Annotated in this window: 20 protein-coding genes and 1 tRNA gene; 2 read left to right on the forward strand and 19 right to left on the reverse strand. The window is 42.8% G+C overall.

Going from position 1 to position 22240, the window contains the following annotated elements; genetic code table 11:
* Positions 1-45 precede the first annotated feature (45 nt).
* From rplL to PCRYO_RS11180, 12 genes are all read right to left on the reverse strand, one after another.
* Positions 46-417, reverse strand: a complete 372-nt coding sequence (rplL, locus tag PCRYO_RS11125; protein ID WP_011514491.1) for a 50S ribosomal protein L7/L12 — start codon at positions 415-417, stop codon at positions 46-48.
* A gap of 126 nt (positions 418-543) precedes the next feature.
* A complete protein-coding gene (rplJ, locus tag PCRYO_RS11130; protein WP_011514492.1) occupies positions 544-1071 on the reverse strand; it encodes a 50S ribosomal protein L10 in 528 nt (175 codons plus the stop codon).
* A 404-nt stretch (positions 1072-1475) separates the two neighbouring features.
* On the reverse strand, positions 1476-2177 hold the full coding sequence (gene rplA, locus PCRYO_RS11135; protein WP_011514493.1) for a 50S ribosomal protein L1: 702 nt from the start codon (positions 2175-2177) through the stop codon (positions 1476-1478).
* A complete protein-coding gene (gene rplK, locus PCRYO_RS11140) occupies positions 2178-2609 on the reverse strand; it encodes a 50S ribosomal protein L11 (RefSeq protein WP_010201717.1) in 432 nt (143 codons plus the stop codon).
* A gap of 91 nt (positions 2610-2700) precedes the next feature.
* Complete coding sequence (gene nusG, locus PCRYO_RS11145) at positions 2701-3231, reverse strand: transcription termination/antitermination protein NusG (RefSeq protein ID WP_011514494.1); 531 nt, start codon at positions 3229-3231, stop codon at positions 2701-2703.
* A 71-nt stretch (positions 3232-3302) separates the two neighbouring features.
* Positions 3303-3791 carry a preprotein translocase subunit SecE gene (gene secE, locus PCRYO_RS11150; RefSeq protein WP_011514495.1) on the reverse strand — a complete coding sequence of 163 codons (489 nt, stop codon included), beginning with the start codon at positions 3789-3791 and terminating at the stop codon, positions 3303-3305.
* Between the two features lie 51 nt (positions 3792-3842).
* Positions 3843-3918: transfer RNA gene (locus tag PCRYO_RS11155), tRNA-Trp, on the reverse strand.
* Positions 3919-4241: 323 nt separating this feature from the next.
* Complete coding sequence (gene tuf / locus PCRYO_RS11160; RefSeq protein WP_011512793.1) at positions 4242-5432, reverse strand: elongation factor Tu; 1191 nt, start codon at positions 5430-5432, stop codon at positions 4242-4244.
* Positions 5433-5652: 220 nt separating this feature from the next.
* Positions 5653-7779, reverse strand: a complete 2127-nt coding sequence (gene fusA / locus PCRYO_RS11165) for an elongation factor G (protein WP_011514496.1) — start codon at positions 7777-7779, stop codon at positions 5653-5655.
* 388 nt (positions 7780-8167) lie between these two features.
* Complete coding sequence (gene rpsG, locus PCRYO_RS11170; protein WP_011514497.1) at positions 8168-8641, reverse strand: 30S ribosomal protein S7; 474 nt, start codon at positions 8639-8641, stop codon at positions 8168-8170.
* Between the two features lie 208 nt (positions 8642-8849).
* A complete protein-coding gene (rpsL, locus tag PCRYO_RS11175; protein ID WP_011281154.1) occupies positions 8850-9224 on the reverse strand; it encodes a 30S ribosomal protein S12 in 375 nt (124 codons plus the stop codon).
* A 440-nt stretch (positions 9225-9664) separates the two neighbouring features.
* Positions 9665-10933 carry an EcsC family protein gene (locus PCRYO_RS11180; protein ID WP_011514498.1) on the reverse strand — a complete coding sequence of 423 codons (1269 nt, stop codon included), beginning with the start codon at positions 10931-10933 and terminating at the stop codon, positions 9665-9667.
* Between the two features lie 634 nt (positions 10934-11567).
* Here PCRYO_RS11180 and PCRYO_RS11185 point away from each other — a divergent pair.
* Both PCRYO_RS11185 and PCRYO_RS11190 read left to right on the forward strand, forming a co-directional pair.
* On the forward strand, positions 11568-12803 hold the full coding sequence (locus tag PCRYO_RS11185; RefSeq protein ID WP_011514499.1) for a beta-ketoacyl-ACP synthase II: 1236 nt from the start codon (positions 11568-11570) through the stop codon (positions 12801-12803).
* A 3-nt stretch (positions 12804-12806) separates the two neighbouring features.
* A complete protein-coding gene (locus tag PCRYO_RS11190; protein WP_011514500.1) occupies positions 12807-14498 on the forward strand; it encodes an anthranilate synthase component I family protein in 1692 nt (563 codons plus the stop codon).
* A 114-nt stretch (positions 14499-14612) separates the two neighbouring features.
* Here PCRYO_RS11190 and hisC read toward each other — a convergent pair whose 3' ends face one another.
* The 7 genes from hisC to PCRYO_RS11225 all read right to left on the reverse strand — a co-directional run bounded on the left by hisC (position 14613) and on the right by PCRYO_RS11225 (position 22060).
* On the reverse strand, positions 14613-15746 hold the full coding sequence (gene hisC, locus PCRYO_RS11195) for a histidinol-phosphate transaminase (protein ID WP_011514501.1): 1134 nt from the start codon (positions 15744-15746) through the stop codon (positions 14613-14615).
* Between the two features lie 102 nt (positions 15747-15848).
* On the reverse strand, positions 15849-17147 hold the full coding sequence (gene hisD / locus PCRYO_RS11200; protein WP_011514502.1) for a histidinol dehydrogenase: 1299 nt from the start codon (positions 17145-17147) through the stop codon (positions 15849-15851).
* A 239-nt stretch (positions 17148-17386) separates the two neighbouring features.
* Complete coding sequence (gene hisG, locus PCRYO_RS11205; protein ID WP_011514503.1) at positions 17387-18082, reverse strand: ATP phosphoribosyltransferase; 696 nt, start codon at positions 18080-18082, stop codon at positions 17387-17389.
* A 137-nt stretch (positions 18083-18219) separates the two neighbouring features.
* Positions 18220-19488: a UDP-N-acetylglucosamine 1-carboxyvinyltransferase gene (gene murA / locus PCRYO_RS11210; RefSeq protein ID WP_011514504.1), complete on the reverse strand. Its 1269-nt coding sequence runs from the start codon at positions 19486-19488 to the stop codon at positions 18220-18222.
* Positions 19489-19605: 117 nt separating this feature from the next.
* Positions 19606-19857 carry a BolA family protein gene (locus PCRYO_RS11215; RefSeq protein ID WP_011514505.1) on the reverse strand — a complete coding sequence of 84 codons (252 nt, stop codon included), beginning with the start codon at positions 19855-19857 and terminating at the stop codon, positions 19606-19608.
* A 161-nt stretch (positions 19858-20018) separates the two neighbouring features.
* Complete coding sequence (locus PCRYO_RS11220; RefSeq protein WP_011514506.1) at positions 20019-20969, reverse strand: alpha/beta hydrolase; 951 nt, start codon at positions 20967-20969, stop codon at positions 20019-20021.
* A 245-nt stretch (positions 20970-21214) separates the two neighbouring features.
* Positions 21215-22060, reverse strand: a complete 846-nt coding sequence (locus tag PCRYO_RS11225) for a BON domain-containing protein (RefSeq protein ID WP_011514507.1) — start codon at positions 22058-22060, stop codon at positions 21215-21217.
* Positions 22061-22240: the final 180 nt, after the last annotated feature.

The following is a 22240-nucleotide window of genomic DNA, read 5'->3' on the forward strand; positions in this document are numbered from 1 at the left end:
TGATAATGCAAGGCATTACCAGCTTTTTTTCGTACTGCCGTTAAACTATTTTAGTTCAACAGTTGCACCAGCTTCTTCAAGTTTCTTTTTCAACTCTTCAGCTTCAGCTTTGTTAACGCCTTCTTTGATTGGAGCTGGAGCGCTTTCAACCAAATCTTTCGCTTCTTTCAGGCCAAGACCAGTAGCTTCACGTACGGCTTTAATTACGCCAACTTTCTTCTCGCCAAAGCTGGCAAGAACTACGTCAAACTCGTCTTTTTCTTCAGCAGCAGCAGCAGCAGGACCAGCAGCAGCAGGTGCAGCAGCAACAGCAGCTGTTACGCCGAATTTTTCTTCCATAGCGCTGATTAATTCAACGATATCCATTACTGACATTTCAGCGATTGCGTTTAACACGTCATCTTTAGATAGTGCCATGAGAACTCTCCGTTATCTGATAAAAATTAATTGATTTTAAAATCGCTTGGATTGCTTGCCAAATTTTCAAATAGTGTTGGCAATAAAGTGCAATCGGCGATGTCAAAGTTACGTTAAAACAAGCAATTAAGCAGCTTCTTTTGCGTCTTTGATTGCTGCAACAGTGCGAACGAACTTGCCAGGAACTGCGTTCATAGTCTGGACAAGCTTGGTCACTGGTGCATTCATAGTAGCCATCAAGATAGAGATTGCTTCGTCGCGAGTTGGTAGCTTCGATACGCGCTCTAGCTCTTCTGGACCATAAACAACACCACCAACTGATACCAATTTGGTCTCTAAAGCTTTGTGATCTTTGCTGAAGTCAAAAATGACTCGAGCGGCAGATCCCAAATCTTCCATAGAGAAAGCCAAAAGTAATGGACCAGTCATACGGTCTGACATGCTCTCAAATTTAGTGCCTTCAAACGCACGTTTTGCTAGGGTATTTTTTACCACTTTTAAAACGACGCCTTTTTCACGGGCTTGTTCGCGTAGCTTAGTAAGCTTTGCAACACCAATACCATGATATTCGGCAGCTACTGCTGAGTAAGCATTAGCAGCAACTTCAGACACTTCAGCCACAACTTGTTGTTTTTGCTCTAGCGTTAATGCCATAAGTTGACTCCTTTAATCTAATCAATCATCCTGTAATCTAAATCACAAACTAAGATTGACTTGATACGACACGTTACGAGTTATATTTATTAAAAACAAATGTACTCATAACGACTGATTACGGCACCGTTATCAGAATGACATCAAGTGATAGGTTGCCCTATCGGCTCTTATCAACAACTGGGTGGGCCACCGTCTGCGTAGGACAATTAAGATTTTCATCTGTCATCGATTAACAACAGCAGCTCAATGTAATGAATTTTGATCTACAAGAGTCATAATCCATTTTACCAAACCGCTGTCTACCTACGGTCTTAGACAGCATAGCGTTTGCTACGCTGACCTAATTCTTTAAAATATTTTGTCCCATTATTCAAAATCGTTGAATAACAGATCATACTTAATTATTTCGCTGTGCGGTATGGAACTGGATCGATACTTAGACCAGGACCCATGGTGCTAGACAAGGTGATTTTCTTAATGAAAGTACCTTTAGAAGTAGCAGGCTTAGCACGTCTCAAATCTGAAATAAGTGCTTCAGCATTCTGGATTACTTGTTCAGCAGTAAAACCAACTTGACCGATAGTCGTGTGAATAATACCTGCTTTGTCTACACGATACTGTGCTTGACCAGCTTTAGCGTTAAGAACGGCTTCAGCAACGTTAGGCGTAACCGTACCGACTTTAGGGTTAGGCATTAGACCACGTGGGCCTAAGATAGTACCTAATTGACCAACAACGCGCATTGCATCAGGAGCAGCGATAACCACATCAAAGTCCATGTTACCGGCTTTGATTGATTCTGCTAGGTCTTCAAAACCAACGATGTCAGCACCAGCTTCTTTGGCAGCTTCAGCAGCAGCACCTTGAGCAAATACAGCAACGCGTTTGGTTTTACCAGTACCCGCAGGTAGGTTAGTTGCGCCACGTACAACTTGATCAGATTTACGTGGGTCAACGCCCAAGTTTACAGCGATATCAATAGACTCTTTAAATTTAAGAGCTGGCAAATCGTTTAGGATTTGAACCGCTTCTTCGATAGTATATTGTTTTTCGTGCTCAATACGGCTGTTGATTTCTTTTTGACGCTTAGTAAGTTTACTCATTTACACACCCTCCACGGTAATACCCATTGAACGTGCAGTACCAGCGATGGTACGAACAGCAGCATCAAGATCAGCAGCAGTTAAATCTGCATCTTTAGTCTTAACGATGTCTTCTAACTGAGCACGGTCAACTTTACCGACTTTAGCGGTATTAGGTGTACCAGAACCTTTAGCAATACCAGCAGCCTTACGCAAAAGGTAAGCAGCTGGTGGTGACTTCATGATGAAGGTAAAAGACTTATCGCTGTATACAGTGATCTCAGTAGGAATCGGTAAACCCGGCTCTTGGTTTGAGGTCGCAGCGTTAAATTCTTTACAGAACGCCATGATGTTCACGCCTTTTTGACCCAATGCTGGACCAATCGGTGGTGAAGGATTTGCTTTGCCTGCAGGCACTTGCAGTTTGATGTAACCATCAATCTTCTTAGCCATGATACTCTCCTAAATGGGTAATAGCGCCAAATCAATCTGGTATAAACCTTATTGACTAACAGCTCCCCGGTTGATGAACTTTTTTGCTGATTTAATCTAGCTTCTCAACTTTACTAAACTCAAGCTCAACCTGAGTCGGTCGATTAAATACGTTTACGGTTAAATGTAATTTAGACTTTTCGTAATCCACTTTTTCAACCAACCCTTTAAAGTCAGTGAATGGACCATCGATAACCAACAACTCTTCGCCCGGCTCAAATAGAGTCTTAGGACGCGGGTCAGTTTCAGTCTGATTCAAACGGTTTAGAATACGATCAGCTTCTACTTCCGTAATCGGCGCAGGCGTCTCTGGCGTACCGCCAACGAAGCCCATAATACGTGGGCAATCTTTAACGATGTGCCAAGTATTGTCGTTCATATCCATCTGGATCAATACGTAACCCGGAAAGAACTTACGCTCGCTTTTACGTTTTTTGCCGTCTTTCATTTCGACGACTTCTTCAGTAGGTACCAATACATCGCCGAAAAACTCAGCGAATTCACTACGATTAATACGATCAGTTAATGAACGCTGTACTTGCTTTTCATATCCTGAAAATGCTTGGACAATATACCAACGCATATCACGCTCCTGATCATTATAAGTAAGTCGTTATCCATAAATCTTGGCTAAACAGTCGCTAATACGCGCCATTAACCAATAAATATGCCAACGAACCAGTTAAAAAAGTTATCTAATAGCCAAACTAATAAACCAACAACCGCAATCATGACAATCGTTTGCCATGTATATTGGAAGGTTTCGTCTTTGCCAGGCCAAGTAACGCGGCGTAGTTCTACAGCAGCGTCTTTCAATAAAGTCTTAAATGCACGGCCCTGATTTGTCATTGCAAGACATAACAGCGCAAATACAAAAAGCGCAATGATAATACCAATACGTACCCAAAGGTCATTGGCAGGTTGCCAATAGCCGGGCAGATATTGATTAACTAACGTTGCACCAATTAAAACAACTGCGGCTAGTAGCCACAAAATCACATCTTTTACTGAACCCGTCTTAGCAATCTCAACAGCAGTCGTTTGATTACCTGCTGAAACATGCTTATCTTTGGACAGCATTCCACCAGCAACTGCCTTGGCATCAGATAACTTAGTCTCGAGGTTATCTTGATTATTGCTCATAAAGAACTCACTTCGGAGATGGTGGGGTATGACAAAGATGTGATAAGAAGATGGCAGGCGATGTAGGACTCGAACCTACAACCCTCGGTTTTGGAGACCGATGCTCTACCAATTGAGCCAATCGCCTAGGGGTGTTAAGGCTGATAATTATACAAGGTTTTACTAAGAATGCAAGTTTTAAGACGATATTTTATTTGCTTAATACAATGAATCATTACTTTAATGGAGAAAAGTCAGAAAACTCTGTTTAAAATCAAAAATAGAAGTCAAAATCTGAGATAGATTTATTGCTTTAAATTTTTAAATATACAGACCTTATTTTAATAAATACTAAATTGATTAGCACTTCTGCGATTTAGCAAACCACCCCCACAAAAAAGCCACCCTCTTTCGAGGATGGCTTTTGACTAATGATTAACGAAGATCAGATTACTCTGACAGCGTTAAGTATTAGTTCAATACGTTAGCAACAACACCAGCGCCTACAGTACGGCCGCCTTCACGAATAGCGAAGCGAAGACCTTTGTCCATAGCGATTGGGTGGATAAGCTCTACGCCCATCTCAACGTTATCACCAGGCATAACCATTTCAGTACCGTCTTGTAATTGGATTGCGCCAGTTACGTCAGTGGTACGGAAGTAGAACTGTGGACGATAGCCGTTTAGGAATGGTGTGTGACGACCACCCTCTTCTTTTGACAATACATATACTTCAGCGTCAAACTTGGTGTGAGGAGTGATTGAACCTGGCTTAGCTAGTACTTGGCCACGTTGTACGTCTTCACGCTTAGTACCACGTAGTAGTACGCCACAGTTTTCGCCTGCACGACCTTCGTCAAGCAGTTTACGGAACATCTCTACACCAGTACAGGTGGTTTTTTGAGTGTCACGGATACCAACGATTTCGATTTCGTCGCCAACGCGTACGATACCAGATTCAACACGGCCAGTTACAACAGTACCACGACCTGAGATTGAGAATACGTCTTCGATTGGCATTAGGAATGCTTTGTCGATGTCACGCTCTGGCTCTGGGATGTAGGTGTCAAGAACGTTTAATAGTTCTACAACGGCTGGTTGACCATATTTTTCTTGTGAGCCTTTTAGGGCTTCAGTGGCAGAACCATGGATGATTGGGGTGTCATCACCTGGGAAGTCATAGTCGCTTAATAATTCACGAACTTCCATTTCTACGAGTTCAAGCAATTCTTCGTCATCAACAACGTCGCACTTGTTCATGAATACGACGATGTACGGTACGCCAACCTGACGTGAAAGCAGGATGTGCTCACGGGTTTGTGGCATAGGGCCGTCAGTTGCTGATACTACTAGGATTGCGCCGTCCATCTGGGCTGCACCGGTGATCATGTTTTTAACATAATCGGCGTGACCTGGGCAATCAACGTGAGCGTAATGACGTGATGGGGTGTCATATTCTACGTGTGAGGTGTTGATGGTGATGCCACGTGCTTTTTCTTCTGGTGCTGAGTCAATAGACGCGTAGTCTTTGGCTTCGCCACCAGAGGTGATTGCAGCTACGGTTGCGATTGCAGCGGTAAGGGTGGTTTTACCGTGGTCAACGTGTCCGATGGTACCGACGTTAACATGTGGTTTTAGACGTTCAAACTTGGCCTTTGCCATGGGTATTTCCTCTTTTTTTAGGGTCAACTGCTTAATTTATATAAAGTAATTAAGTGAATACTGACCACATTAAGATAACTGTTAAAAGGGTGCACATACTAATGTGCAGATATTATAAGAAAATCACGAGCAATAACAAGTCTTTTAACCAATTATTGCTCGATTATCTACTGACAATATAGAGATATGTCCTATATTGCCATTATCGATAGATTTTTGCTTATTCGTCATCATCTTTATTGTTGAATTTAGAGATGATAGCTTCTGCAACTGATTTTGGAATTTCAGCGTACTTTTGGAATTCCATAGAGTAAGTTGCACGGCCCTGTGACATTGAACGCATTTGTGTGGCATAGCCAAACATTTCCGCTAATGGTACTTCAGCACGAATCTGCTTAGTGCCGCCAGGTAAGTCTTCCATACCTTGAACCATACCACGACGACGGTTAAGATCGCCCATGATATCGCCCATATAGTCTTCAGGTGTTTCAACTTCTACTTTCATCACTGGCTCAAGTAGCGTTGGGTTTGCAGCCATGAAGCCTTTACGGAATGCGATAGAACCAGCCATTTTAAATGATAACTCATCCGAGTCAACATCATGGTAAGAACCATCATACAAGGTCGCTTTTACGCCAACGATTGGGTAACCTGCAAGTACGCCGTTTTTCATGCGCTCTTGAATACCTTTATCAACCGCACCGTGGAATTCTTTTGGTACCGTACCACCAACAACTTCTTCTTTAAATTCATAAAGAACATCGCCAGCTGGATCCATAGGCTCAAGACGTAACCAAACGTGACCGAATTTACCACGACCACCAGTCTGACGTACGAATTTGCCTTCTTGCTCAACCGTGTTACGAATCGTTTCGCGATAAGCAACCTGAGGTGCGCCGATGTTAGCTTCAACACCAAACTCACGCTTCATACGGTCAACAAGAATCTCAAGATGCAGCTCACCCATACCACTGATGATAGTCTGACCAGATTCTTCGTCAGTATGTACACGGAACGATGGATCTTCTTTCGCCAAACGACCTAAAGCGATTGACATTTTTTCTTGGTCAGCTTTGGTTTTAGGTTCAACCGCTAGACTGATAACTGGATCTGGGAATTCCATACGCTCAAGCGTAATAACATTTTGCTCGTCACACAACGTATCACCAGTGGTTACATCTTTCATGCCAACCAAGGCTGCGATATCACCAGTACGGATTTCTTGCAACTCTTCTTGAGAGTTTGCCATCATCTGTACGATACGGCCAACACGCTCACGTTTCATTTTAACTGGGTTATAAACGCTGCTGCCCTGCTTTAGAACACCTGAATAAACACGAACGAAGGTTAAGTTACCAACGAACTTATCATTCATGATTTTGAATGCTAAAGCTGAAAACGGTGCTTCGTCTGACGCTTCACGAGTGCCTTCAGATTCATCTTTGTCATCCAGGATACCTTTAATAGCAGGTACATCCATTGGTGCAGGAAGATACTGAATAACAGCGTCCAACATCTTCTGTACACCTTTGTTTTTAAAGGCAGTACCACAAAGAAGTGGAATGATTTCGTTATCAATAGTCAACTGGCGAATAGCAGAGTTAATTTGATCAACAGTTAATTCACCGTTCTCAAGATACTCATTCATCAATTCTTCAGTCGCTTCAGCAGCGCTTTCTACTAGATACTCACGATATTCTTCCGCTTTTTCTTGTAGTTCTGCTGGGATTTCACGCTCATCATATTCCATGCCTTGAGACGCTTCGTCCCAATAGATGGCTTTCATCGTTACTAGATCTACAACGCCTTCAAAGTCGTCTTCTTTACCAATTGGGATAACCAATGGTACTGGCTTGCCGCCTAGACGAGTTTTGATCTGTTCTACTACGCGGTAGAAATCAGCGCCAACGCGATCCATTTTGTTAATGAATGCAAGACGTGGAACTTTATATTTGTTTGCCTGACGCCATACGGTTTCAGACTGTGGCTGAACGCCGCCTACTGCACAGTAAACCATGCAAGCGCCATCAAGAACACGCATAGAACGTTCAACTTCAATTGTGAAGTCAACGTGACCTGGGGTGTCAATGATATTGATACGGTGTTCGTCAAACTGTTTTGCCATACCTGACCAAAAACAAGTTGTCGCCGCTGAGGTGATAGTAATACCACGCTCTTGTTCTTGCTCCATCCAGTCCATAGTGGCTGCGCCATCATGTACTTCACCAATCTTGTGGCTAACACCGGTATAGAACAAAACACGTTCAGTAGTGGTCGTTTTACCAGCATCAATGTGCGCAGAGATACCAATATTGCGATAGCGCTTTAGGGGAGTTTTACGAGCCATAGTGTTTTCCTAGGGAAATTCGTGTATATATTAATGTGTTGTGTCTCTACCTCTACTCTATGACAAAGCCGTTCAGCCCTGCAATATTACTAATCATTGAACCTAATACGGGCAAAAAAGAGTAACTACTAAGAATAGTGCGGCATCAAACTCAGGAGACTTTCTTTACAGAATAGCATCCCTTTTCAGAACAGCATCTTGACAGATGTCCGCCATCTGAAATGAATGTGTCTGTTATTATATTTCAATAATTACAAGCAAATCATTTATTAACAATGGCGACAATCAATAGAATAAATAAATTATATCTAGATGACTGGCATACACCAGTCATCCAAAACTACTTTTAAAAAGCTATATTTAAAAGAACAGCTTAATTAAGAGTAGCTTAGAAACGGTAATGAGAGAATGCTTTGTTAGCATCTGCCATGCGGTGAACTTCGTCACGCTTCTTCATAGCATTACCTTTGCCATCAGCAGCATCATTCAATTCGCCAGCTAAACGCAAAGCCATTGATTTTTCAGAACGCTTTGCAGCAGCTTCAGCTAACCAACGCATAGCCAAGGCGGTACGACGGGAGGGGCGTACTTCCATTGGCACTTGGTAGGTTGCACCACCAACACGGCGAGCTTTTACTTCAACCATTGGGCGAACATTTTCCAATACTTCTTCAAAGAAAGAAACTGGATCTTCGATGTTACGCTTTTGGCTTACTGTCTCAAGTGCACCGTAAACGATACGCTCAGCAGTAGATTTTTTACCATGACTCATGACATGGTTGATGAATTTTGCAACAGTTTGGCTACCAAATTTAGGATCCGGTAGGATCTCACGGGTAGCAACGACGCGACGTCTTGGCATAATAAATATCCTTTTCTTCAGGAGTGTCTGACATTCACAATCTCGCACCAATTAATATTGGATGGCGTTATATCGAGTTGTCAGTCAGCCTTACTGCATGGCGGTGTGTGATAAAGATTAGTGACTCATTTGGTCAAAAATTACTCACATCAGACCCATGCACAGTTAATGTTTGATACAAAGAAACTCATTTAATAACGGTTAGTTATTAAACTTTAGGTTTCTTAGCACCATATTTAGAACGACCTTGCTTACGGTCTTTAACGCCTGCGCAATCTAGTGCACCACGAACGGTGTGATAACGTACACCTGGTAGATCTTTTACACGACCACCACGGATAAGAACAACACTGTGCTCTTGTAGGTTATGACCTTCGCCGCCGATGTAGCTTGATACTTCATAACCTGAAGTCAAACGTACACGACATACTTTACGCATGGCTGAGTTAGGTTTTTTAGGGGTAGTAGTATATACGCGAGTACATACACCACGGCGTTGTGGGCACGCTTCCAACGCAGGAACTTTTGACTTTTCCTTGATGGTTTTGCGACCTTTACGAATCAATTGGTTAGTTGTTGCCATGAGGCATCCTTCTCCCGTTTGGTAAAAAACAAAAAAATAGGGAAACGCACCATCGATCTGACTTTAACGACAGATTTTGGCACACCCATTTTTAGGACAGTGTATTATAAAGACTTGTTGCTGCTATTTCAACCACTTATGAGCAGTTGGACTTTACAGCAGCGGATAGATATGTATTCGGTCTACTACTATACCACTTTATCTGTTTTTAACGGCATAACCGAAAAAACAGCTAACTAAATACGGTATCAAAAGTAGATGCTTACATCATTTAGATAAGATATTTAGAGATAAAAAACAGTCGTTTACCTGAGCTATATGGCGATATCGGTTTAATTTTCAATAGAAGTAAGCCGATATCGCCAACATTAAAGATAAATAGCAATTACGTAGAGCTTCAGTATTCTAAAACGAAGTAATCAATAAACCTTAATGGCTTATTATTTACTCGACTTAGCAGCGGCTTTCTTTGTTTTGCTGTCAGAAGATTTATCTGCACTATTCTGCTTATCATTCTTAGTGCTGTCGACTTTCTTTTCACTAGTCTTCTTTTCGTCAGCTATAGCATCAACATCGTTTTCTTTATCGTCAGCTTTTTTCTGAGTATCTTTTGCAGCATTGGCGTCTGACTTTATGTTTTTTGAGGCTGCATCTTTTGATTCTTTTTCTTTAGATTCCTTCTCTAGTGATGCGGTATCTTGAGCTTTGTCTTCTTTCTGCTCAGTGCTGCCCGTTGCCTTACTAACCTTTACTTCGCTACTACTGTCATCCGTAATAGCGCGATTGGCAAGCTTAGCTTCTGGCGCAAAAGTTGCTTGAGCAACGCCAATGACCTCATCAATCAGCTGACTGTTATAGCGCATACCAACGATAACGGCAGTGGCTGGTAGGAATCGGCGTATCCATGTTAAGTTAATTTGATCCAAATCAACACCGACCTGACTAGCAATACTGTCCACTTGCTCTGCGTAAAAATTAACTTTTTTATTCTGCAAGCCTAAGTTTTTGAGCTCATTGTGTAAACCGCTGCTTTGGGCGCTATCCAGTAAACCTTTACCAATACCAATACCTGCCAGCAATGCTTGCTTCTCTTGCATTTTGCTGAGATCTGCATTGGCAAGTAACTCATAGGCCATTTTGACGCCTTGCTTACCAGTTAACGGTTTATTATAAACAGCGCCCAATTGATAAACAGTGCGTAGAGAAACCAACAATAACCATAATGTATCCGCAAGCAAGCCCGGCAAACCTGCCAAACCTGTAACACCGCCAAGCGTCGCTAATGCACGGTTTTGATTGGCGATATCGGTCGCTAACGCGTAACGCTGCTCGTCGTCTAAGCTCACAATATTGGCAAAGCGATGCTGATTCGGTAAATCAATTTGACTCCAGTTGTCGGCAAGCTTAGCAATTTGAGCAAAAGCGCCATCAACGGTCGACTCAAAAAAGCTGTTTGGCACGACTTTTTTGGCATATTTACCATAAGCAGCAAAGCGTGTGCCCAATAACTGCTGAGTGGCTTTTAACGTTTGCTCACGGAACAAATCTTGTTGGTAATCTTCATCGCCTAAGTTCACCGCTTTAAATTGACGCGGTTTGCCAGTTTTTGCATTCGCGCTATCAATCATGGCACCCATACGCTCTAGATTGCCACGCGTAAAAGAGCCAACCGTACTAATACCTTTCGATAAAGTGCTACGCTTTCCCATCTTGATATCCTTAATATGATGTTTGTTATAAAGTAATATAGTTAAAGTACTAAGTGTTAAATCACCATTGTTAAAATGCTGCTCTAACACCCTTTTTATAATAATACGCTGTTTGCCATTCTAGCGAACCCCTATTTTGAGTGTCAGTGCGAACAATGTTATCGCTATCAGCCCTTTTGTATCTAAAAGTGTCATTTATCGATAACAACTTAACCATCATAGTATATCTATTACATTAGCTCATATTAAAGAAGCTTGTACCATGGCATGCATCGCCCTTATTGTTTGCTTCTTAATAACAAACTGCATAAAACTATAGAATAACCATTGTTGCTGATAAGCCCTATTTTATTATTATTTTGCATTTACTCAAACATTTTGCCACCTCGATACGGTATCATATGCCATAATTCAAAGTACACTTGTACCATTATTTACCTGCATTCTATTTCTCTCAACTCTCTATGAATCCATGATAGCGTTAGCGTCCGCTGCTAGCACTTAAATGCCTTTATATAACAACACATTTGTTATCAAAAACAGATAGAGATGAAGTGATATGGTAGAAGTAGATATTTTAAAACGATGATTAAAAGTAATTATCAAAAAAATCGTTACTAATAAGGAATATTGTATGCGCCGCGTTGTTATCACTGGAGCAGGGATTGTCTCTTGTATCGGACATGATTTGGCTACTGTCACAGAGGCTCTTAAACAAGGACGCTCTGGCATCACGTTCAACGAATCTTATGCTGAGCACGAGTTCAAATCACACGTCAGCGGCAGTATTGATCACTCACAGCTTGATACCTCAGCTATTGACCGCAAACTAAAACGGTTTTTTAGTGACGCAAGCCTATATGCTTATGTCAGTGCGTTAAGTGCCATTAAGCACGCTGGACTCTCTTTAGAAACCATCAATAACAATCCGCGTGTGGGCGTGGTCGCCAGCTCAGGCGGCGCGTCAACAGAAAATATCGCCAATGCAATAGACGCCATGCGAGAAAAAGGGTTACGCGGCGTTGGTGCGATGGCTGTACCAAAAACAATGGGCAGCTCAGTATCAGCGGCGCTTGCTACGGGTCTAAAAATCCAAGGTATCTCATACTCATTAACCTCGGCTTGTGCCACGTCAACGCATTGTATCGGTCATGCTGCCGAGCTTATTCAATTGGGTAAAGCCGATGTGATACTCGCTGGTGGTAGTGAGGCAGAACATTGGACTCAGTCTTGTATGTTTGATGCCATGGGCGCTGTTAGCACTCAATACAACGGTACTCCAGAGCTTGCCTCAAGAGCTTATGATAAAGACCGTGATGGTTTTGTTATCGCGGCAGGTGGCGCGATGGTAGTCGTTGAAAGTCTTGAGCATGCCCAAGCACGCGGTGCCAATATTTTGGCTGAAATTGTCGGTTATGGTGCCAGCTCTGATGGCGCAGAAATGGTTGCGCCAAGCGGTGAAGGCGCAGTACGCTGCATGAAACTAGCACTTGCTGAAGCGGGTTTAGAAAGCGTAGATTATATCAATAGCCATGGTACCAGTACGCCACTTGGTGACATCACTGAGCTTAAAGCTATTGCTAAAGTATTTGATAACGATATCAGTAAAGTGCCTGCCATTAGCTCGACTAAGTCTATGACAGGTCATAGCTTAGGTGCGGTTGGTGCACAAGAGCTGATTTATTGCTTACTGATGTTACAAGACAGATTTATTGCACCAAGTATCAATATTACAGAATTAGATCCGGCTGCCAAAGGCTTTGATATCGTCACTGAAAAACGCGATCTTGAGCTTGAAACTCTTATGAGCAATAGCTTTGGCTTTGGCGGTACCAATGCAACACTAATCATCAAAAAGTTTGACGCTTAAACTATGGTTGTAATAGATACTCATACCACTGTGCAGACAGATTCTGCCCTACCGCCAGCTAGCAAAACTAGCTGGCGTTTTGGTGACTTATCTGCTGCCGAATTAATGCCGCACCTGCAACGACATTTGTTAGAACAAAATAGCAAAGCAAACTGGCAGCTGGTTTGGCTCAATAACGATGGGCGACCTGTGATTGGCTTATTACCAAAGACAAGCTGGTGCGTTTATCCTGTGACTAATAACACGCTGCATGCTACTAAGCAGGGAAACCTTTGTAAAATCGAGAAAACACGGCGTGGGCATGTTCACCTTTATAGTAATTCCAGTGATAGTGCGGCTACAAGCTATATGAGTTATAGCGACTGGCAAGAGGAATTAATTACTTACAGTCGGGCTCATGAAATAGATGGCATTCACGGTAACGGCTCGTTCTCAACTAAAGACGTCGATCAACAACCAAGTTATCAGCACGGCTTAATAGGTTTTATCAGCTATGACATTAGTGCTCATGAACTCAGTCCAACCGTTAATATAGAGATGGCAGCACAGCCGTGCGCGTTATTGGGGCATTATGATATTTACTTAACCGCTGATTCAGACAGTCAAAGCAGTTGGCAGTTAAAGGTAAATAATGATAATAACCCTGACAGCAGCTCAGTCCAGCAGGATACAAATGCACTAATCAGAGTGCTAACATCTTATTTAAATAGTTTGGATAATCAACTATCGAATGAGAATGTCACTAAAAAATACTCCTGTAAAACGCCGCCTTTATTACTAGAAGCTCAATGGAGCAAACGACACTATCAGCAGGCATTTCATCAAACGCAAAATTATTTGCAGCAAGGCGATTGTTATCAAATCAATTTAACCCAAGCATGGAGTGGCTATTTAAGCACTTATGAAGATAATTCAGTCACAAGCCTCATTGACTATTTACCTGCTTTGCACGCTAATACCCAAGCGCCTTTTGCAGGATATATAGCCATTGATAGCTATAATCATGAAGGTAAAGTAAATACATCAAACCATCAGTTTGAATTATTAAGCTGTTCGCCGGAATTATTTTTTACCTTTAGCAAAGATATTGAGACTGACAAGCATCATATACGTACCAAGCCGATCAAAGGAACCATGCCGCGCGGCTTAACAACCGAACAAGATAATGACTATAAGCAGCAGTTAATCAACAGCGAAAAAGACCGTGCAGAAAACGTTATGATTGTGGATTTGTTACGTAATGATTTGGGTAAATACGCCAAAATCGGTAGCGTAAAGGTACCACAGCTATTTGCGATTGAGAGTTTTAGTAATGTACATCATATGGTCAGCACCATTACCGCCGAGCTCAAGACAGATACTCATCCCTTAAGCGTCTTATTTGGCAGTTTGCCTGCAGGATCAATTACTGGCACACCAAAGAAACGGGCGGTAGAGATTATTGCAGAATTGGAAGGGGCACCGCGTAGTGCTTATTGTGGCACCATGGGTTATATGAACTTTGATGGTAGCGGTCAGTGGAATGTACTGATTCGCACACTGCAAGCGACCAGCACAGCTGACAATAGCAAACAAGTCAGTTTATGGGCAGGCGGAGGTATTACCGTTGCCTCTGACTGCGATGCTGAATATCAGGAGTGCCTAGATAAAGTCGGCAACCTATTATCTGTCCTTGCTAATACAGCCAACCACTGAGCTTTATATTCGAAAACAGCTTAAAGCGGCGCAAAAGAGCCTGCTCACATCATGTGAGCAGGCTCTTTTTATTACTTATGAAATATTGTTTTAGTACTATAGTTGAGCTAGGTATTAATTTGCCTCGACATCCGCTACAGTTTGTAGCGCTTTTAACGCATCAATTAAACGCTCGTTCTGGGCAGCGGTGCCAATCGTAATGCGCAAATACTCATTAATACGCGGCTTATCAAAATGACGAACAATGATACCTTGCTCACGTAATACTTCTGCTACTTGACTGGCAGCACCATCATGAGGACGCGCAAAGACAAAGTTGGCATGTGACGGCAGTACGTCATAACCTAAGGCCGTCAACTCAACCGTCAACGATGTACGCAAATCAATGACCTGCTGGCGGGTTTTCTCAAAATATTCAACATCTAAGACGCTAGCTGTTGCACCAGCTTGTGCCAACTTATCAAGTGGATAGCTATTAAAGCTGTTTTTCATACGCGTTAATGCTTCAATCAAAGAGGCATTACCAAATGCCATACCGACACGCAGTCCGGCAAGCGAACGCGATTTTGAAAAGGTCTGGGTAACTAGCAAGTTATCAAATTCATTAATAAGGTTAACCGCTGATACTTCTACGTCTGGACTACTCTCTTCTAGCTGAGCAAAATCGATATACGCCTCATCAATCACAATCACTGAATTTGAGTGCTCGCCTGCAAGCTTACGGATATCAGCAAGCGACAATAATAAACCAGTTGGCGCATTTGGATTGGCAATAATGATACCACTGCAAGGTCGACGATAGGCATCAGGACTGATACTAAAATCTGCTTCTAATGGGATTTGCACAAGCTCTATACCAAAGGTATTGGCATAAACGGGATAAAAGCTGTAGCTAATATCAGGCGCTAAAATTGGGCGCTCTTTTAAGAAGAAGCTGGCGAATACCAATGCCAATACTTCATCTGAGCCATTACCAACGAACACTTGATTGATATCAAGATCATAAAGCGTGGCCAATGCGCCGCGCAATTCTTCAGACTCAGGTGCAGGGTACAAGCGCAAATCATCCGCTTGCTGCGCTAAGACTTTAATAATCGCCTCACCTACTTTTGGTGAAGGTGGAAATGGATTTTCATTGGTGTTCAACTTGCACAAATCGTCATGCTGGGGCTGCTCACCAGGAACATACGGCGATAAATTACGCGCTTTAGATGACCAAAGTCTGTTATCTATCTTTGATTCACTCATAAGTTATCCTACTATTAATCACAGAAATGGTTATTTCTAAAACTGTTATTCTAAAAGTTGTTATCCAAAGACCTGTTATTCCAATAATTGTCTTTGAAAAAATTAGGACTGGTAACGATAACGGGCTGAACGTGCATGGGCTTCTAAGTCCTCATGCTGCGCTAAAATATCTGCCGTCTCAGCCAAAGGCTTACTGCCCGCTTCACTACAATAAATAATGGATGACTTCTTTTGAAAATCATAGACGCCAAGCGGTGACGAAAAGCGTGCTGTACCCGATGTCGGTAGCACATGGTTCGGTCCTGCACAGTAGTCACCGATTGCCTCTGGCGTATGACGTCCCATAAAGATAGCACCTGCATGACGAATACTACCAAGCAACGCGTCTGGATTATCAACAGACAGCTCCAAATGCTCAGGCGCAACGCGATTGATCACCGCCATGCCTTCTGCACGGTCTTTAACCAAGATAAGCGCGCCACGATTTTTTAGCGAATCACGAGCGATATCTGCCTTGGGTAATTCAGCCAAGGCTTTTTCAATCTCAATGGCGACTTCTTTAAGCTGTTTTTCACTTGTGGTCAAAAAAATCGCTTGGGCAATACGGTCATGCTCTGCCTGTGATAATAAATCCATCGCTAACCAATCAGCACGGTCTGGCGCTTCGCCTTCTGCATAAACCAGAACCTCAGAAGGTCCGGCAATCATATCTATACCGACTTGACCGAATACCGCGCGTTTGGCGGCTGCAACATATTTATTGCCCGGTCCAGTGATTTTATCTACTGCCGAAATCGTTTCAGTACCATATGCCAATGCCGCTACCGCTTGTGCACCGCCAATAGTAAAAACGCGATCAACTTGTGCCAAATGCGCCGCCGCTAATACCAAGGGATTGAGCACACCTTTTGGCGCTGGCACTACCATGATAACTTCTTTGACACCAGCAACTTTGGCAGGGATAGCGTTCATTAATACTGAAGAAGGATAAGATGCCAGACCGCCCGGCACATAAATGCCGACACGGTCAAGCGGCGTGACCTTTTGACCTAAACGATTACCGAATTCATCTTCATACTGCCATGACTCTTGTACTTGGCGCTCATGAAAGCTCTGCACGCGCGTCGCTGCTGTGGTCAGAGCGCTTTTCACGGCATCATCAAGATTGGCAAAGGCTTCAGCAAGTGCCTCTTTGGATAATTCTAAAGCCTTCATCGTCGTTGCTGGATGTTGATCAAACTGCTGCGTCAATTCTAGCACCACACTATCCCCGCCATGACGCACTTTACTAATAATGTCATCTACCGTTTTGAGTAAATCGGCATCATTAACGGTTTCAAAAGCAAGCAGTTCTGTCAACTGACTGTCAAAATCGGCGTCTTGCGTACTTAATTGGCGCATGGCTTTGTCCTATATTTGAGCATGAATACGGCGGTAAAAAGGATAATATGAGGGCTTAGATGTCAGCTTATTTATAGTAATCACATTCAGACTATACGGTGCTTTTATTAGCTGACATGCAAATACAATAAAACCAGTTTAGCACGCTATGTTCTCCTTAGAGCGCTAAACTGGTTTGGAATTTTGTATAACCATACTTGATATTATCAATCTACGATACGCTTTTATCATGTACTGATTTATGGAGTACTGCTGATACTGTTTTTAAAACTATCTAATATCGGCTCAAACAGTGAAAACTTGCGCTTATAACTGACTTGGTTGACGATAAGACGGGAAGAGACATCACAGATATGATCGCGCGCTTCGAGTCCATTGGCACGTAAGGTATTGCCCGTATCAACCACGTCGACTATCAAATCACCTAAACCAACCAAGGGCGCAAGTTCCATCGAGCCGTACAGCTTGATCACATCAACTTGCTGTCCTTGACTTGCAAAATAAGCACGAGCAACATTCACATATTTGGTGGCAATACGTAGGCGACGGTTTGGCAAAGGTGCATCTTTTACACCAGCGGTCATGAGCTTACACTGAGCAATCTTCAGATCTAATAATTCATAAACATGATTGGCGCCATGCTCAAGCAACACATCTTTACCTGCCACACCAAAGTCCGCTGCACCGTGTTCAACATACGTTGGCACATCGCTTGCGCGTAAAATTAATACTCGGACATTGGGATTTGAGGTTGGAAAAATAAGCTTGCGTGAGGCTTCAGGATCTTCCAATAATTCAACGCCAGCGGCACGCAAAAGTGGCATCGTCTCTTCTAAGATACGACCCTTGGATAACGCCAGTGTTAAGCCTGAAAACTCATCATTTACTTCGTTTAATAAACCACTGGTTGGTAAGCTGTTGGTTACTTCAGTCATAGTGACGCTGGTCCGTGTGCTGATGGTGCTGAAAGTTGTCGCCGTCAAAGGGCATTTTTAATATTACACTAGGCTTAAAATTTATTTTGATTATAACGCCAGTATTAATACTAGCGTTATAACTTTTAGCAAGCCAATTAATCGTTGCTGTTAATACGCTCGATATTGACACCAAGCGCACGCAATTTGTCTTCAACGTGCTCATAGCCACGGTCGATATGGTAAATGCGGTCAATTAAACTCTCACCTTCTGCTGTTGCGGCTGCCATTACCAATGACATCGAAGCACGCAAATCAGTCGCCATCACAGGCGCGGCTGTAAAGCATTCAACCCCTTTTACCACAGCCGTATGACCGTCTACTTGGATAGAGGCACCCAAACGATTAAGCTCAGGGACATGCATATAACGGTTCTCAAAGATATTTTCGATAAAGGTACTGGTGCCATCAGCCAAACAAGCAATCGCCATCACCTGTGCCTGCATATCCGTTGGAAAACCTGGATGCGGCTGGGTACGAATATCGACCGCTTTTGGTCGACCTTTCATTTGTGCGCGAATCCAATCATCACCCGTAGTGATAATTGCACCCATGTCTTCAAACTTTTCTAGCACAGGTGTTAATAGTAGCGCAGAAGTATTCTTAGTCAATACATCACCGTGTGTCATCAAAGCACCAGCAAGGTAAGAGCCTGTTTCGATACGGTCTGGCACGACTGAATACTCACAGCCATGCAAGCGCTCAACGCCTTCAATCGTCATGGTTGCTGTACCAATACCACTAATTTTAGCACCCATTGCGACCAGCATATTAGCCAAATCAACCACTTCTGGCTCAAGCGCACAGTTACCCAAAACAGTCGTGCCTTTAGCAAGTGCTGCTGCCATGATGACGTTTTCAGTACCGCCTACCGTTACCATGTCAAATGAGAACTTACAACCTAACAGCTTACCGCCCTTTGGTGCTTGCGCAATTACATAGCCGTTTTCCACTGTAATACTAGCACCCATTGCTTCAAAGGCTTTAAGATGCTGATCAACGGGGCGCGAACCAATCGCACAACCACCCGGCAAGGATACTTCTGCCTCACCAAAACGTGCCAACAATGGACCCAGTACTAAGATTGAGGCGCGCATGGTTTTAACCAAATCATAAGGCGCATAAAAATTATCGATACTCTTGGTATCGCAAGTGACGGTATCACCCTGCTTTTGGATTTTGATACCCATGCCACCGATCAACTCAATCAAAGTGCGCACATCTTGTAGCGATGGCACATTGTGCAATGTCGTCGGCGTCTCAGCCAATATCATAGCCGCAAGCAACGGCAACGCGGCATTTTTAGCGCCTGAAATGGTGACTTCCCCTGCGATACGACTACTACCAGTGATTAAAAATTGATCCATAAAGGTGACAACCTAACGATAAGTATAAAAATAATGAAAAACCGAATCGGTTATTAGCGGCAAAAATACTTGCTCGTAATAAACAATCCAGTCGTAAATAAAAAGCTTTAACCTACTCTAGCCTTGCGATTGAACATCCCATTCAGCAGGCGTTAACGCTTGAATATTGAGCGCATGAATATCACCACTGGCGATTTTATCATTGACCAAAGCATAAACGGCTTGCTGACGTTGAACGGCGCGTTTGCCCTCAAAACTGGCATCAACCACACGCACATCAAACTTAGTTCCTTGATTGGCAGCTTGAATAAAGGCATCTGGAAAATGCGTTTGTAAAAATGCAATCAAATCGTCAGCGTTCATGCTCATAGAATATTCTGCCTTAAGGTTTTAGATAGGGTATAGAGGTAAAGTGACGACATTATAACAAGAGTTTGACCATCTTACAGCACTGTCTTACACAACAATGCTTAACCATTATTAACCTAAAATAGAATCAATACCCATGTCGGACTTACTAACTGCAACCCTTATTTAAAGGTTTTATCCAAATAACTTAATACTTGTGCGCGTACATCATTGACCCAGCGTAGAGGTGGTGCCATCGCGCCAATACTGGTGGCATGACTGGCACCGGCAATTTCACTTGTCTGCACGGTAACACCTGCCGCTTTTAACGCCTGTGTCATTTTGATGGTATTGGTCGCATAGACAACTTTGTCTTTTTCAGCAGTCAATAATAAATACGGCGGCTGCTGCCCTTTGATCTGACGATCTGGCATTACCTCATCAGGTGTCGCGTCGGCAGCAAAAGCAGTGACGCTACTAAATTTACGAAAGTCATAACTATAAGGACCTGCAATACCAATCACTGCCGTGATATCTTTTGGCTTAATACCATAAGGCTTTAAAAAATCCTCATTGGCGACCGCAGCAACAGCGTTAAACGCTCCGGCAGAATGACCAACGACTGCAAAACGCTCTGGATTGGCATGGAAACGCTTGGCATTTTTATAGCTCCACGCAATCGCTTGCGCCGTATCTTCGACATAATCAGGATAGACATGCTCAGGGGCTTTACGATAATTAATCACTGCAGTCACATAACCTGCTTGCGCCAAACTCTGCCCGACAAAGGCATATTCCTCCTTACTTCCACTCTCCCAAGAGCCGCCATGGACGAATACCACCATCGGATAATCTTGTTTGATGGTGGTATTCGTTTTCATAGCCTGCGCTAAAGGTTTTGGATAGTAAATATCCAAATCTTGTAATGGCTCGTCACCATACAGGATGTCTTTACTAACCCCAATGCCGCCATTTGAAGTAATACCATTAACGATAGCAAGCGCTGATAACGCTTGTGCTTGCTGCGTCGCTAGCGCAATACTGCCTACTGCCAACGCAGTAGTAACCCCTACACGTACGAGTTTGGACATACCTACCTTAGGTCGCTGTACATCATTATTTAAAGCCTTCATAGCAGTATTCCTGTTATATGTCAGTCAGTTGTAGATTTATAATCTTACCTACACTGCATTAACTATATTTGCGATTAATATTTTTTGACTGTACATATTTTACGGAATAACAGGGAATTTATCGTGCTTCTACTGTTATGGGTATTTAGTGTTCTTGTGAGTGATATTTGGGCTACTTTAAGATAAAACTAGCATTAGATAACAATATCTTGTCAAGATTAATCACTCATCTAATTCACTTCAATCTATGGGTTTTGATACAGGTCAATGTAAGGGCTGGATGAAGGCTCGGTAACTGGTGAGCCATCTTCGGTCACTATAATAGGTGTGGCACTGATAGTCGCATCTGCTGCGACAGAACCACTAGTATTAGATATTGCTCTGTTATTAACGACTGCAACTCTAGTTGGATGGGCTGAATTTGCAGCATTGGCCTCATACATGATGTCATCGTTACCCAGCTTTACGCCTCGATCATCGACGACAGTAGTCAGTAGTACCAATTCTGTAACACCAACCGTGCTATTGGCAATATCAATCAGGTGGCTTTGCTGCGTCGGTGTCATACGACCCATGATATAAACCACGCCATTATTGGTCACTGCTCTAATTTGTGACGCTTTTACCCCATCAGCAGCGGCTGTTTTTGCCATCAGCTTTGAGGTGATATAACCGTCATGGACAGTTTGGCTATAGCCTTTTGAAGCACCAACTGTCAGCTCATTATAGACTTGACGAACATCTGGCATAGAGCCTACGACTTTACTGACTTCTGCCTTAATTGTTTCAGTCGGCACTTCACCGGTCAGTAATACAATACTATTAAAGCTATCAATACTCATGCGACTGGTTTGCTGCAAATTTTCCTGCAAACCATAAACGTTAATCTTGACGGTATGCTCAATACTACGATCAAGCAGACGCTGCGGAATAGTGCGCTCAGTCATGGGCACGCCATAAGTACCTTCTGTACTATTGGTCAAATAATTGGTGGTACAGCCAGTCGTGACAATGCTCGACATTAATATAATGCCTATCGCGTTACGGCGCGGTGCGCCAAAAATAGCAGTGCGCAGATTCATCTGTGTCATGATTTACCTCTTTAGTACATGAGTATTCATAATAAATAATAGCAACAGTCAATGGTTGTAATTTTAACAAATATGACAAAAACTTGATTCAATAAAATTATTTTAGTGCCGCTACTCTACTGAATTTTTACTGCTTACAGTTAGGCTTTTGGTAACGACAACTTCATTTAATTTGCTTTG

This window comes from Psychrobacter cryohalolentis K5, from assembly GCF_000013905.1.
GTDB lineage: Bacteria > Pseudomonadota > Gammaproteobacteria > Pseudomonadales > Moraxellaceae > Psychrobacter > Psychrobacter cryohalolentis.